Source organism: Paenibacillus sp. IITD108, from assembly GCF_036541265.1.
Taxonomy (GTDB): Bacteria; Bacillota; Bacilli; order Paenibacillales; family Paenibacillaceae; genus Pristimantibacillus.
The window spans coordinates 135,015-150,529 of the sequence record NZ_JAZHCT010000009.1 but is presented as its reverse complement, the minus strand read 5'-3'; the positions used below and the strand labels follow the sequence as shown (position 1 = coordinate 150,529).

Genomic DNA, 15,515 nt, shown 5'->3' with positions numbered 1-15,515 from the left:
AAGAAAGGAGTCTTAATATGAAAAAAACCATTCAAACATATATTGCTGTCATTCTTTGTTTTTTACTTTTGTGTTCAAATTTCGAGTTTATCAACAGTTATTCTGTACAAGCGAACAGTGAATCCTTGAATCTGCAATTGGATGACCGATTCACTGTAAATGATGAAGATTTGCTAGTAAGCTGGGAAGAAGCAATTAAGCTTCCAGGAGACCCAGCGATTGATCAACCGGTAATTGAGAATGCTATAACAGAATCACTCTTCTATGAAATTGGTGCTATACAACCAGCATTCCAAGGAACAGAAGATGAAATTGCCATTCAGCAAAAGCAATATGAACGTTTTAGGAATTTGGATACGGGGGAAGATTTGGATCAACTCGGTGAAGCGAGGTTAGAAATAGAACAGGAAAAATTAAATTTCGCACGTACCTATGCGAAACAAGCTAGCGAACATATGGAAGCGTATTCAAAAATAACCCTTGAAGATCTAATCAATCAATTTGATGTCGAGAAGGAATGGGTAGAGGAGAAATTAGAAAATGGCTTAACTCTTCCTCAGGTATTTACAATGCTATGGGAGCAGGACCCTGCAAATGCGCTTCAAAATAAGAATGTAGATAAAACCATGGTACTCCTTGATGAACAGCAGAATGAACAGGAACAACCGCTTACTTTCGATGGGATTGATCTACGGGTAGAGTACGAAAAACCGGCTAAGACACCAACAGAACATGGAAAATCAGCGAGCATACAAAATACAAATCCCACCGAGCACATTGAGATTCCTACTTTAAAAAATGATACAGCGCCTTATCAAGTTGGACTTTACCATGAAAATATTTCACTTCTATCCGGTGGTATTTCTCTGGACGAAGGGGAGTTTACCTTACCAGGAAGAAATGGGTTGTCTTTCACTCTACAACGCACTTATGATTCGAATGATGCACAAAAAAACGCAATGGACCTAGAAATAAGTTCCACGTATGGTTATACGTTTGACTATTGGGTATACTTTTTTACCAGAGATATAAAATACACGGTTGATCATGTTTATAATGTAACGGTAGACAAATATTTATGTGTTAATAATGTAAAAACGGGTGGAGTAGTTTGGTCAGGACCTAAAGAAAATGTAACCATCACTAGTGGGATATATTCCTCGATGTACGGGGTTGATCTTGCTAAGGCAAATCCACCACCTAAAGCCAATGAAATGGCCCATGCTTGTGGTACCTATGGTAATCCTAATAATTATTATTATGAATTACGCTATACTCCTACAACAATTTCTTCCCATCGTGAACATGTTCCGGAGACTTATACGCTGCAAACATCCTACCAGACAAATGATGCGCCCTACGCTACCAGTAGTGCTGCACAAACGGAAATATTCCGGATGTATGATGGATATCGCAATAAAAATGGTCGAGGCGGTACTTACGAAGGTGGTTATTATGATTACTCACTAATTAATAATAATCCAGGCTCTATTTATCCCGTTCTTACTAGCCAGACGGCTTACAACAAAGTAAAAGATGATCCTTTCGACAAGAAGTTTCCGATCGGAAAAGGCTGGCGCTGGAATGTGCCGTATATGAAGTTTGAAAATAATAAGAAGTATGTCAGTATTGGACAAGGTATTTACGAAGTTAGTGGTTCTAGTTTGGTGAATTATCCTTGGTCCGATTTAAGTTTTCAGAATAACACATCTGTGTCGTATGAGGGCAGACAATCTCAATATGCCATATCTTCGGTCTACGGGATGAAATATTATTTTGATTCTCTCGGAAATATTTTGCAAATCGAGGATGGTTATCAAGATAATACCATTCGATTTGGGTATACCAACCATGCTACCTATGGCCTTGTCTTAACCTCCATTGAAGATGCTTTGCAAAATAAACTAACCATTGCCTATACCGGCTTGCAAGTGGTCATTTCCTACAACGGCAAAACCATTACGTACGACAAAGAGGTACAAGAAGGAAAAGAAGTCTTGAAGGAAGTTACCGATCCCAATGGCCGTACAACAGCCTATCAATACGAGTATAAACCCGCTGTCTTTAGTTTAAGCGGTTCGGGCTCGATGAGTAACCCTTATTATTTATTATCGGAGGTAACCCATCCAACAGGGGTGAAAAGCAAGTATACGTATGAAACAAATCCTGTTAACCGTTGGATCGGCAGTGGGCAATACAATCAACAGTACCGGTTAATGAAGCGTGAAGATGTCGTTCTGGATGATGTGTTGCAAATTCCAAACTCCTATAATGTTTCGACATTAGTGTACACGGGAGATATGGCGAGTTCTCACAATCAAAACTATAATTTTTCTACCACACTCTTTAATGGTTTATTAGAAACAAAAATGTCCTATAAAAAGCAATATATTAATTCAAATATAGGCTCGATGTATTACAACACACAGTCGAGAGTCAGTGACGGAACGATTACAAAAGTGACGGATATGACTTACGACGAGGCAAAACGAAGAACGAATCCTACAGGAATATCGACTTTCTATCGGAATGAAGCGACCTCTACTACAACAGTACCAGTAACGAGTACAACGACGTATGATGATTATCAGAATGTCCTGACGGTTAAAAATCCGCATAATCTAACGAGTACGTATACGTATCATAGCGGAACAAAACGCTTAGCGTTTTCTGTAGAGCCGGTTACTGCGAGTCAGTCTCTATATACGGAAGTCGTATCACGGAATCCTCAGGGAGATATAACGGAAGTCAAAGTGCGAGAAGGTTCTCCCACAGGCACCATCTTACAGCATACCCAGTACGAATATGACAGCTACGGGAATCAAACGTTAGTGAGATCACTAGATCCAGACATGAATAGGGAAACGCAAATTGAATATAGCGATTTATATAACTACGGATTTCCTACAAAAGTGACCAGACCGTACACGCAGCTTGTGGCACCTACCTTTACACAAGCTACTGGGATTACGAAGACACAAGTGGTTGAAGCCACCTACGATCGGTCAACGGGGAATGTACTAACCGTAAAAGATGGCAATCAGCATATGACGACATTCACGTATGATGAGCTAGGCCGAATGGTCACGACGAAGCATCCGGACAATAGCATGGTGTCCTTGGATATTGATGATGCGAATAACGAAGCAACTCAAACAGATGAACTTGGACGTAAAAGTTATGTAAAGTGGAATGCACTGGGCTGGCAGGTCGAGAGTGGGATATACGTTGAAAATCCACAGGCCCAAGCAGGCGAAGATCCCATCAAGAAGGGGAATAAGACCATCCAGGAATACGATCCCTTTGGGCGGGTAATCGCGAGCAGAGACCCTAATTTTGTGCATCAGACGATGACTTATGATAACTGGGGAAGGGTCTTGACGACAAGTGTAGCGGCTTCTTTAATGCAGACTATGGTTTATGATGATCTATCTTTTATGGTAACCTCAAAGCATAGCGAGGAAGAAATAAGAGAGACTAGTGATTATTTGGGACGTGTAATCCGCAAGGAAGAGAAGAAAGGAAATACGTATGAAACGAAGTGGCAAGGAGCTTATGATCAAGCGAATCGCCTTATTCAGCAATGGGATGGGAAGGGGAATCGAACCGAATTAAACTATAACGCATTAGGGCAATTGAGCAGTGTACGCGGAGCCGATAACAACGTTTATACCTATCGCTATGATCGTCAAGGACAACTGGTTGAAACTATTTACCCGGATCAAGCGATTAGTAAGAAAAAGTATGACCAATTAGGCCAACTCATTCAAGCCATTGATCCGCTAAGTAAGAGCGAATTCTATCAATATGATGGCAATGGTAATCGAATTGCGCTATACGATAAAAAAGGCCAGCTCTTTACCTATACGTATAGTGATCGCAATTTCTTGCTAAGTAAAACCAGTCCAACAGATGTCATCGAGTATGCGTATCATGACGATGGTACACGTGCTAGCATGACCGATAACGATAATCAAGTGACATCGTATGCCTATGATCCGTACACAGGCGAATTGAAGACTGTTACCTTTCCGGATCAGAAGAGTCTTACGTATGCCTACGATGCTGCAGGCTTAAGAATAAGTATTGACACACCTTTCCAAGGGACGGTTGATTATGCTTATAATGGGAAGAATCAGTTGGAAAAGCTGTCTTGGAATCAAGGTATTGTCGCAAATTACGAATATAATGCCAAAGGCCAATGGAATAAAACTACACTGGGCAACGGCATATTGACCCAAATGGAATACTCCTATGCTAAGCTTAATGAAATGACGCATACGTTGAATCAGGCAGAACTATTCCAGTTTACCTATGCCTATGATCAAAGCAATAATATCACTTTGCGGGGACAATCTATTAACGGGCAGTTATTCCAAGACCAGTTTACCTATGATAATATGAACCGAATTAAAACATCCTCCCTCTTTAATGATTATTATAACTATGATAGTAGAGGGAATCGACAGGTGTTGCAATCTGATAGTACGATGGATCTCAGTAAAAATGTCCAATACGAATATGACGAATGGGACCGATTGGTTAAAGTTACAACAGTTGATACGAAGGAAGTGGAGTACCGCTACAATGGAGATAACCTGTTAATAGAGCGCATCGAAAATGGCGTCACGACTCGTTATTATTATGATGGACAGGATATTATAGCGGAAGGAATTGTCCAAAGTAACGGTGATGTCATCCAGAAAAAGAGTTACATTCGTGGAAATGGTCTAGCCATGCAAGAAGGAACAAATGGAGCTAAAGCGTATTATGTCCATAATGGGCATGGTGATGTAGTGGGATTGTATGGGCAGAACGGAGAGGAACTCAACACATATACGTATGATATCTGGGGCAATACCATTGACCAGACGGTTAATGCTAATGGAGGAGTAGATAATTTATTCCGCTACTCGGGTGAATACTGGGATGAAACAACGGGGCTGCAATATCTGCGTGCACGCTGGTATGATCCGAGTCTAGGCAGATTTATTAATGAGGATACTTATGAAGGAGAATTAACGAATCCGTTAAGTCAAAATCGCTATACGTATGTTCATAATAATCCATTGATCTATGCTGACCCTACAGGTAATTATTGTGTATCTGCTGATGGGAAATGGGCTCACGATGGCGAGTGTGATTCAATTTCTTCGATCTACTTAGGTGATGACAGCGCATACGTTAATAGGCCTATAATTGAAAATGGTAAAGTGACTGGTTATATAAATTCATCAAATATGCCATATGGAAGTATGAATTATTGGGAAAATTATTTCGAAGACAAAGTGGTGTTTTTAGAACGTAAACCAGGCTTTACGATCGATTTATACTATGGTAATGCTAGATCCATACCTATTTATGATGACCCACTTTTATTATTTCAAGGAGCCTTGCCTAAAAATGCTGTAAAAGGTCTTGGAAAAGCAATTGTAAAACAGGGGGTAAAAGAAGGGGCTAAGGCGGTTATATCTAAAGAGATAGCTGCTCTTAGTGCAAATAATATTAATCATATACTTAAAAGCAAACATCTTTGGAGTAAAGTTGTTAAAGATCCAGATAATTGGGATCAAGTTGCAGCTGTTATGACAACAGTAATGGCTAAAGGTGCTCAAGGTAGCTATAAAAATGTCTTTATGAAATCGATGTATGTAAATAACGAACTTGTTGTTGTAACTTACAATAAGTTGGCTGATGGTACAATAAAAATTGGAAATGCATGGGTGACAAAATGACTAAAAATGAAATAATCAATTTTATAACACAGGGAAGATATTCTGCTGCAAGTAAATTAATAAATAATTATGATCCAATTGAGCTAGAAAGTCTAGTCCTGGAAATTTCTTACGAAATGAGCAACATAGTGGTATACTCCTTTATCTGTAAATTGATAGCTGAGAAGGAATCAGTAGATCTTCACAGTCTTGCTGCAACAGTAATGATTAATCCACTATCTTTTATTGAGGGGGCATATGAAACGAGCTTGTACCATGTTAGAAGGGCAATAGAATTAGACTCCAGTGATGTTTCTTTAAAAGAAATGATAATTCTCTTGCACTTAATCCCCGATGAAGTTGTTTCTAAAGACGAAGCAATACGAGCTGCAACGGAAATATTAACAATTGATCCCAATAATAAAGTAGCTTTAGATTTTTATGAGAAATTAATTTAATTTACTAAGATACTGGACAGTAAATAGTTCTCACGTCTAAGAAGCTATCGAATCTACGTCTGGATGGGCATTGCTTGTAGTTATACTGATTGTTCAATTGGTACTGCTAGTTTTATTCTAAGTAACGGAAAAGCGACTGGAGTTAATTTAAAAGTTATTATTGAAACGATAAGTGAAGGTGCTCCAGGGTACTGGGATGGAATTCATGATTGGGTTGTAGGATTAGCCACATGCGAGTGTAACAACTCCATGTGGTTTTTCTTTTGCTAAAAACAAAATGAAGACCCACCATTTTAACAGGGAGTCTTCATTCATCTGCAATCTCTTGCAAATCAATAATCATACGAATATCTTCAATTTGTAACGCCTCGGCAATCCGCTCAATATGGCCAAAATTAATGTTCTGCCGCTTATAATTAGTCAATTAACTAAGAGCCGCATGTCTAATATCAGTCAAACATGAAAGCTCACGTAGGCTAATATCATGCTCTTAGCATCATCCATATGGCAACTTCCCATGCTTGTGAAAATCTAGATGATCCCAAAATACCTTTAACTTTATCTTCAACCCGCCACTTAGAAACGATGGATAACGTAGCAATTATTGAACAGCTTATAGGAAACTTTCGTTCGAATAATGGCGACTAACCTGTTTATTCAAATGTAGAAATCAAGCACATTTAAAATAGTGGAATTCAGATAATAAAAATGATATTTATCCGAAAAACAGATAAAAAGAATTAACTACTTATGATATAATAACTAAACGATAATTTTTTATTTTTATTATTATGTCTAGTATTAAACCCTATGGGTTGTATGTCTTTTTAAAGACCTGCGCTCATAGGGCTTTTTTGCGCTTACAAGTCAGTATCCGTAAAGTTCCGGGTACTGACTTTTTATATAGATTTATACAATACACTGCTTTGAAAGGAAGAGGAATATGGCTAGAATTGCAAGTCAGAGCAAAGGCGGCTATTACCCAAGGCTGATAGAAGAATTACACCTATTGTGTAAGTACTTACAGCTCTGGCAAACCCGAAATGGTTATTACAGATTTTAAATACGAATAACTAATGAAAGTTAAAAGGTAAACCAGATCCCAATAAAATGTATTCTAACAAGCCGGGAAATTTTTTGCCTAGGCTAATTTTTATCAAAAATTTAAAGAAACATTAAAGACGTTTACAATATATAACCTTAAATGAGATATTAAGGATGAACAACGGAATATTAAAAAAGGAGGTATTTTTTTAAATAGATAGCATTAGCTAATAAATTCGAATGTAGAAAGCACTTTCTCTCTTTATTATGATTTTTATTTTTTGAAAGGGGTAATAAACATATGAAGTTTGATTTTAAAAGTCGAGTTTATAGGACAATGGTATTTTCCTTAGTGTTGCTGTTTACTTCACTTATATTGCAGGACGTATTTGCTGACACTCAAAGTGATCTTATGAAATCAACAAGCACGATAGAGTCTATAGAAAAGCAAATTCAAAGCGGATTAGCCCAAGAATTAGTGGAGAAAAGAACGAGCCATGAGAAACATTACAGGCTAAAGAATGGGAATTTTGCAGCTGAGATTCATGCAAGCCCTATCCATTATGAAGATAAAAATGGATTGTTTCAGGATGTTCAGTCATATTTCGTGAAGAAGGATCAGGCTATTAAAGATCCTTCCGTTTCTAAGCAAGTTAATAATCAAGCAAAGTTATCGAATACTCTGGGAGCAAAATCGAATACTAACTCTTCCTATGTCGCACCGTACACACATTTTATGACAGAGGTAAATCTTGATATTTCACAAGGATATTCTATTGGTAATAATGAAAACCTCCTCCACTTAACCCCAGTTGGAATAAATGAAGCAACAGCAGCTATTTATAATGAACAGAGTGACAACTTATTATATGAAAATGTATGGACAGACACGGATATGTCTCTTGAATTAACTAAAAGCGGGTTTAGAAGTTCTATAATTTTAAACTCGGAGAACTCTCCATCAGAATTTAGGTTTAAAGTTGAAGGACAAACACAAGAATTTCTTTCAGTTGATGAGATAAATCTTTTTTCAGTATGGCTGATTGATTCGGATGGTAAAGGATTAGAAGTAGTTCAAGAGTTCCAAACTGAAAATAACCAGACATTTCTTAATTTAAATGTTACTAATTCAAGCTTTAGCTTTCCAGCAACCATAACTTCAAACTATGGACGTATTGAAAGTATTAACGTAAAAAGAACCACCTATTTTCAACCAAATACACAAAGCAGCACTACGGTAGACTTAACAACCTACCCACTTATTGGATATGAAAACTACCATACATTTTATCCATATGAAATACATTATATTATGGATTATAGCGGGGCAATTTTATTTACCTTTAATAAGAGTAAAATAAAGGTGGTAAATGCCAAAGTTTTAAACGTAGGAAATGTTCAATTTTCGGGTGAAATACAAGGTTGGATTGGAAACAACCCTAAAATTAGTGAATCAAATAATTTAATAAATATAGTACAAAGATGGGCAAATGGGGATAACACCTCATTTTTATATTTTTCTAATACTAATTTACCCCAATACTATGACTGGTCAAATGCTGTTTTATATGTAGAGTACCAAAATCTTACTTTTTCTTCGCCACCATTAAAACCAACAGGATTTAAAAGTATAAAATCTAGTCCAAATGAATTTACGTGGGATATTCCACCTGCTAATGATGTACATGTGGCATACTATAAGATTTACAACGGAACTGAGGAAGTTGGCATGGTCTATGCACCAAACAATACATTTACATACGGTGGAAGTTATCCCCACAAACTTACAGTTGTAGCCTTTGATAGTTTTGACCAACCCTCACCCCCAAGTAATCCAATATATAGATCGAAGTATAATTACGACAATAATGGGAGACTTATTTCAATTGAATTAACATTTTCAAGCCGCTGGATATTTACGTATGATGATAACGGCAATCTGTTAGGAAGAACTTATGTCGAGGATAATTTTTGAGGTATAAAGTAATCCTTTCGTATTTTTTTAGATTAGAATAAAACAAGTTACATCCATCACACTATGTTATAAAAATACTAAGGAGATTTTAAATGAGATATCGATATCGAATTAAACCTTTTATTGCTATTCTTCTTTGTCTTGTACTACTTGGATCGAATGCTGAGTTTATTGGCAGTTATTCTGTACAAGCGAACAGTGAAGTCACTGATCAACAAATTGAAAGTTTATTGCCAGTAAATGATGAAGATTTGCTAGTAAGCTGGGAAGAAGCAATCAAGCTCCCGGGTGAACCGGCAATTGATCAACCAGTAATCGAAAATGCTATAACAGAATCACCCTTTCATGAAATAGAGGCTATACAACCAGCATTCCAAGGAACAGAAGCTGAAATTGCCATTCAGCAACAGCAATATGAGCGTTTTAGAAGCCTGAATACTGGAGAGGATTTGGATCAACTCAGTGAAGCGAGGTTAGAAGTAGAACAGGAAAGATTAAATTTCGCACGCTCCTATGCGAAACAAGCTAGCGAACTAATGGAAGCGTATTCAAAAATGACCCTTGAAGATCTAATCAATCAATTTGACGTTGAGAAAGAATGGGTAGAGGAGAAATTAGAAAATGGCTTAACTCTTCCTCAGGTATTTACGATGCTATGGGAGCAAGACCCTGCTAATGCGTTTCAAGAAATGAATATAGATAAAACCATGTTACTCCTTGATGAACAGCAGAAAGAGCAGGAACAACCTCAGAAAGAGCAGGAACAACCTCTTACTTTCGATGGGATTGATCTACGGGTAGAGTATGAAAAACCAACGGAGATACCAACCGAACATGGAAAATCGGCAAGCATACAAAATACAAATCCCACCGAGCCCATTGAGATTCCTACTTTAAAAAATGATACCGCACCTTATCAGGTTGGACTTTACCATGAAAATATTTCACTTCTATCCGGTGGTATTTCACTGGCCGAAGAAGAGTTTACCTTACCAGGAAGAAATGGATTGTCTTTTACACTGCAGCGTACGTATGATTCAAATGACGCACAAAAAAGCGCAATGGATCTAGATATAAGTAGTACTTATGGTTACGTATTTGACTACTCGACGACATTTCGAACTAGAAATATCTATTACACACTTTTTCAAGAATATAACAGGACATTAGTAAAGTATGCGTGTATAAATAATGTAAAATCAGGTGGTGTGGTCTGGTCAGAACCAAAAGGGACTCAATTATTCGGTAGAGGCGATTACTATTCGAAGCAAGCGCTTGAAAGAGCGATTTTTAATCCGCCGCCACAAGATAATGATGTCGTTCATCCGTGCGGCACTCATGGTAGTGGTAGTTATATTTATGAATACAGCTACACACCAACGCCTAACGTTTATGATTATCCGCGTTATACTGAATGGACGGAAACAACGTATCAAACAAATGATGGCGTATACGTTTCTTCAAGTGTAGCCGAATTGGAAAAAAATATAATTGCATCTGGTGCACGCAATAGTAGTGGTCAAGGAGGATCCTTTAGCAGTGGTTATTATGAATATGAATTATACTATTATAATCCAGGCCCTGTTTATACTGTCCTAGTTAGCCAGACGGCTTACAACAAAGTAAAAGATGATCCTTTCGACAAGAAGTTTCCGATCGGAAAAGGCTGGCGCTGGAATGTGCCGTATATGAAGTTTGAAAATAATAAGAAGTATGTCAGTATTGGACAAGGTATTTACGAAGTAAGCGGTTCTAGTTTGGTGAATTATCCTTGGTCTGATCTAAGTTTTCAGAATAACACATCTGTGTCGTATGAGGGCAGGCAATCTCAATATGCCTTATCGTCGGTCTACGGGATGAAGTATTATTTTGATTCTCTCGGTAACATCCTGCAACTCGAGGATGGTTATCAAAATACCATTCGATTTGGGTATACCAACCATGCAGCCTATGGCCTTGTCTTAACCTCCATCGAAGATGCTTTGCAAAATAAATTAACCATTGCCTATACCGGCTTGCAAGTGGTCATTTCCTACAACGGCAAAACCATTACGTACGACAAAGAAGTACAAGAAGGAAAAGAAGTCTTGAAGGAAGTTACCGATCCCATTGGCCGTACAACAGCCTATCAATACGAGTATAAACCCGCTGTCTTTAGTTTAAGCGGTTCAGGTTCGATGAGTAACCCTTATTATTTATTATCGGAGGTAACCCATCCAACAGGGGTGAAAAGCAAATATACGTATGAAACAAATCCTGTCAGCCGTTGGATCGGAAGCGGGCAATACAATCAACAATACCGCTTAATAAAGCGTGAAGATCTTGTTCATCATGATGGTCAACAAATCCCTTACGCATACAACGTTTCGACATTAGTGTACACAGGAGATATGGCAAGCTCTTACAACCAAAACTATAACTTCTCTACTACGCTCTTTGATGGTTTACTAGAAACAAAAATGTCCTATAAAAAGCAATATATTAATTCAAATGCAGGCTCGATGTATTACAACACGCAGTCGAGATTCAGTGACGGAACGATTACAAAAGTGACGGATATGACTTACGACGAGGCAAAACGAAGAACGAATCCTACAGGAATATCGACTTTCTATCGGAATGAAGCGACCTCTACTACAACAGTACCAGTAACGAGTACAACGACGTATGATGATTATCAGAATATCTTAACAGTTAAAAATCCGCATAATCTAACGAGTACGTATACGTATCATAGCGGAACAAAACGCTTAGCATCTTCTGTAGAGCCAGTAACTGCGAGTCAGTCCCTATATACAGAAGTCGTATCTCGTAATCCACAAGGAGCTATGACTGAAGTCAAAGTGCGAGAAGGTTCTCCCACAGGTACCATCTTACAGCATACCCAGTACGAATATGACAGCTACGGGAATCAAACGTTAGTGAGATCACTAGATCAGGACATGAATAGGGAAACACAAATTGAATATAGCGCTTTATATAACTACGGATTTCCTACAAAAGTGACCAGACCGTACACGCAGCTTGTGGCACCTACCTTTACACAAGCTACTGGGATTGCGAAGACACAAGTGGTCGAAGCCACTTACGATCGGTCAACGGGGAATGTACTAACAGTAAAAGATGGCAATCAGCATATGACGACATTCACGTATGATGCGTTAGGCCGAATGGTCACGACTAAGCATCCAGACAATAGCATGGTGTCCTTGGATATTGATGATACGAATAACGAAGCTACTCAAACCGATGAGCTTGGACGCAAAAATTATGTGAAGTGGAATGCACTGGGCTGGCAGGTCGAGAGTGGGATGTACGTTGAAAATCCACAAGCTCAAGCAGGCGAAGATCCCATCAAGAAGGGGAATAAGACCATCCAGGAATATGATGCCTTTGGACGGGTAATCGCGAGCAGGGACCCTAATTTTGTACATCAAACGATGACCTATGATAACTGGGGAAGGGTCTTGACGACGAGTGTAGCAGCTTCTTTAATGCAGACTATTATTTATGATGATCTATCTTTTATGGTAACCTCAAAGCATGGCGAGGAAGAAATAAGAGAAATTAGCGATCATTTAGGTCGTGTCATTCGTCAGGAAGAGAAAGAAGGCCAAGCCTATAAAGCAAAGTGGCGGGGGGCCTATGATCAAGCAAATCGCCTCATACAAGAGTGGGACGGGAAGTGGAATCAAACCACATTAAATTATAGCGCATTAGGACAATTAACAAGTGTACGAGGTGCTGATAATAACGAATATACTTATCTTTACAATCGTCAAGGACAGCTGATTGAAACTATTTACCCGGATCAAGCGATTAGTAAGAAAAAGTATGACCAATTAGGCCAACTTATTCAATCCATTGATCCGCTAAATAAGAGCGAACATTATCAATATGATGGCAATGGCAACCGGATTGCGCTATACGATAAAAAAGGACAGCTATTTACCTATATGTATAGCGATCGCAATTTCTTGCTGAGTAAAACGAGTCCGACAGGTGATGCCATCGAGTATACGTATAATGTCGATGGTACACGCGCTAGCATGACCGATAACCATAATCAAGTGACATCATATGTCTATGATCCATACACAGGCGAATTGAAGACTGTTATCTTTCCGGATCAGAAGAGTATCACGTATGAATATGATGATGCTGGTTTAAGAACGAGTATGGACACACCTTTCCAAGGGACGGTTGATTATGCTTATAATGGGAAGAATCAATTGGAACAGCTGTCTTGGAACCAAGGTATTGTTGCGAATTACGAATATAATGCCAAAGGTCAATGGAATAAAACTACGCTTGGCAACGGCATATTGACACAAATGGATTACTCCTATGCAAGGCTCAATGAAATGACACATACGTTGAATCAGGCAGAGTTGTTCAAGTTTACCTATGCCTATGATTTAAGCAATAACATGTCATCGCGAGAACAGTCCGTTAGCAGACAGTCAACCGAAGACCTATTTACCTATGACAATATGAACCGGATTCAAACGTCTTCCCTTTTTAATGAAGATTATAGCTATGATAAAAGAGGGAATAGACAGGTGCTGCAGTCTGAAAGCGCCGTGGATCTCAGTAAAAATGTCCAGTATGAATATGACGAATGGGACCGACTGGTTAAAGTTACAACAGTTGATGCGCAGGAAGTAGAGTATCGCTACAATGGAGACAACCTGTTAGTGGAACGTATCGACAATGATGTAACAATTCGCTATTACTATGATGGGCAGGATATTATTGCGGAAGGGATTGTCCAAAGTAACGGTGATGTCATTCCGAAAACTAGTTACATTCGTGGAAATGGTCTAGCCATGCAAGTAGGAACAAATGGTGCTAAAGCATACTATGTCCATAATGGGCATGGTGATGTAGTGGGACTGTATGGGCAGAACGGAGAGGAACTCAACACATATACGTATGATATTTGGGGTAATACCATCGACCAGACAGTTAATGTGAATGGAGGAGTAGACAACTTATTCCGCTACTCTGGCGAATATTGGGATGAAACGACGGGGCTACAATATCTGCGTGCACGATGGTATGATCCAAGTCTAGGACGGTTTATTAATGAGGATACGTATGAAGGGGAATTGAATAATCCACTTAGTCAAAACCGATATACGTATGTGCTTAATAATCCGTTGATTTATGTTGATCCGACAGGGAATATTACTATGCCGACTGGAACATGGTTAGCACGCCAAAAAGTAGCAATTCATTGTGCTAATGTAGGATTAGGGGTATGTTGGAAAGAGGCTAAAGCAGGAACAATTGAAGCATCTATGGCAGTTGCAAATTTCTTGGTTTTGGATGATATTAATACAGTATTGGATCATGAAGCATCATTTTTTGAAAAATCCCTTGCTTTAGCAGGTTTTATACCTATTAGTAAATTTATTAAGGGTGGTAAATTGATTGTAAAATTAAGTAGTAATGAAGGGAGGAAGATAGAAAGAGCTTTTGAATTTACAGAGAAGGGTAATGAAAAAATACTAAAAAGTACGTTTAAATCTTATGAGCAAGCGAGAAACCTAGCTTTTGATATTATAGGTGATATGGGACCAAATTCGAAGGCTTACGTAGGAAGACTTAAAACAAGTTACGGAAATAATAAGATAATAGGTAGACAATCTGCTGATGGTAAGGTGCGTTGGAGAGTTGATTTTGATCCTGATAAAGGATTCCATATAAATGTGGAGGACTTTAGAAATGGTACAGAAAAGTATGTTTTTAAAATTGAAGGTGGAGAAAAAGCATATAAATCGATTATTAATTCCTTAAATTAATGAAAGGGTCGCATATATGTCATTATATGAAGAGTGTATCGGAAAATTGGGTAAAGAGGCTTTAATATTGTCAGAAGTGGAAACTATTCAGCTGTTTGATAGTCTACAAGACTGCTTTCCTTTTACGTTTTATGGAAGAATTGATTGGAGTCAAGTTAAGGCTAAACAAAAATTTGATTTACTTGTTGAAAACGCAGTTGATGTAAGAGCATATATCCTTTGGGACAATGCATTGTTTCCAGCTATTGAATCGAAATTGTCAAATATACTAGAGAATATTGATTATATTAAAAGGGTAAGCTTCGATACTTGGATATACGCTCCTGAAGAATTTGTTATTGAGTTTTATCATGAAGGAGAAATAATGATAGGCTATAGTGAATAATATAATGCCACATGCGAGTGTAACAACTCCATGTGGTTTTTCTTTTTGTAAGTATTTTTCAGAATGTTATTGACGTGTCGACACGTCAAATGGTATATTAACTGTAAGACGTATTGATACGTCATGGTAGGA

5 protein-coding genes and 1 pseudogene are annotated in these 15,515 nt (G+C 38.2%); 5 read left to right on the top strand and 1 reads right to left on the bottom strand.

Features of this window, described 5'->3' with window-relative positions; all coding sequences use genetic code 11:
* Window positions 1–17 precede the first annotated feature (17 nt).
* Window positions 18–5,735, top strand: a complete 5,718-nt coding sequence (locus V1L65_RS10625; RefSeq protein ID WP_331699112.1) for an RHS repeat-associated core domain-containing protein — start codon at window positions 18–20, stop codon at window positions 5,733–5,735.
* The gene (locus V1L65_RS10620; RefSeq protein ID WP_331699111.1) at window positions 5,720–6,172 is read left to right on the top strand and encodes a hypothetical protein; all 453 of its coding nucleotides are present in this window, start codon (window positions 5,720–5,722) and stop codon (window positions 6,170–6,172) included. Before V1L65_RS10625 ends, V1L65_RS10620 begins: the two co-directional genes overlap by 16 nt.
* Window positions 6,173–6,479: 307 nt before the next feature.
* Here V1L65_RS10620 and V1L65_RS10615 read toward each other — a convergent pair.
* Window positions 6,480–6,653: pseudogene (locus tag V1L65_RS10615) on the bottom strand (helix-turn-helix domain-containing protein).
* Between the two features lie 864 nt (window positions 6,654–7,517).
* On the opposite strand from V1L65_RS10615, the gene V1L65_RS10610 reads away from it, so the two are divergent.
* The 3 genes from V1L65_RS10610 (at window position 7,518) to V1L65_RS10600 (ending at window position 15,383) form a co-directional block, all read left to right on the top strand.
* Entirely contained in the window at window positions 7,518–9,191 is a 1,674-nt protein-coding gene (locus tag V1L65_RS10610) for an RHS repeat domain-containing protein (RefSeq protein ID WP_331699110.1), read from the top strand.
* A 92-nt stretch (window positions 9,192–9,283) separates the two neighbouring features.
* A complete protein-coding gene (locus V1L65_RS10605) occupies window positions 9,284–14,998 on the top strand; it encodes an RHS repeat-associated core domain-containing protein (RefSeq protein ID WP_331699109.1) in 5,715 nt (1,904 codons plus the stop codon).
* A 16-nt stretch (window positions 14,999–15,014) separates the two neighbouring features.
* On the top strand, window positions 15,015–15,383 hold the full coding sequence (locus V1L65_RS10600) for a CDI toxin immunity protein (protein ID WP_331699108.1): 369 nt from the start codon (window positions 15,015–15,017) through the stop codon (window positions 15,381–15,383).
* Window positions 15,384–15,515 lie beyond the last annotated feature (132 nt).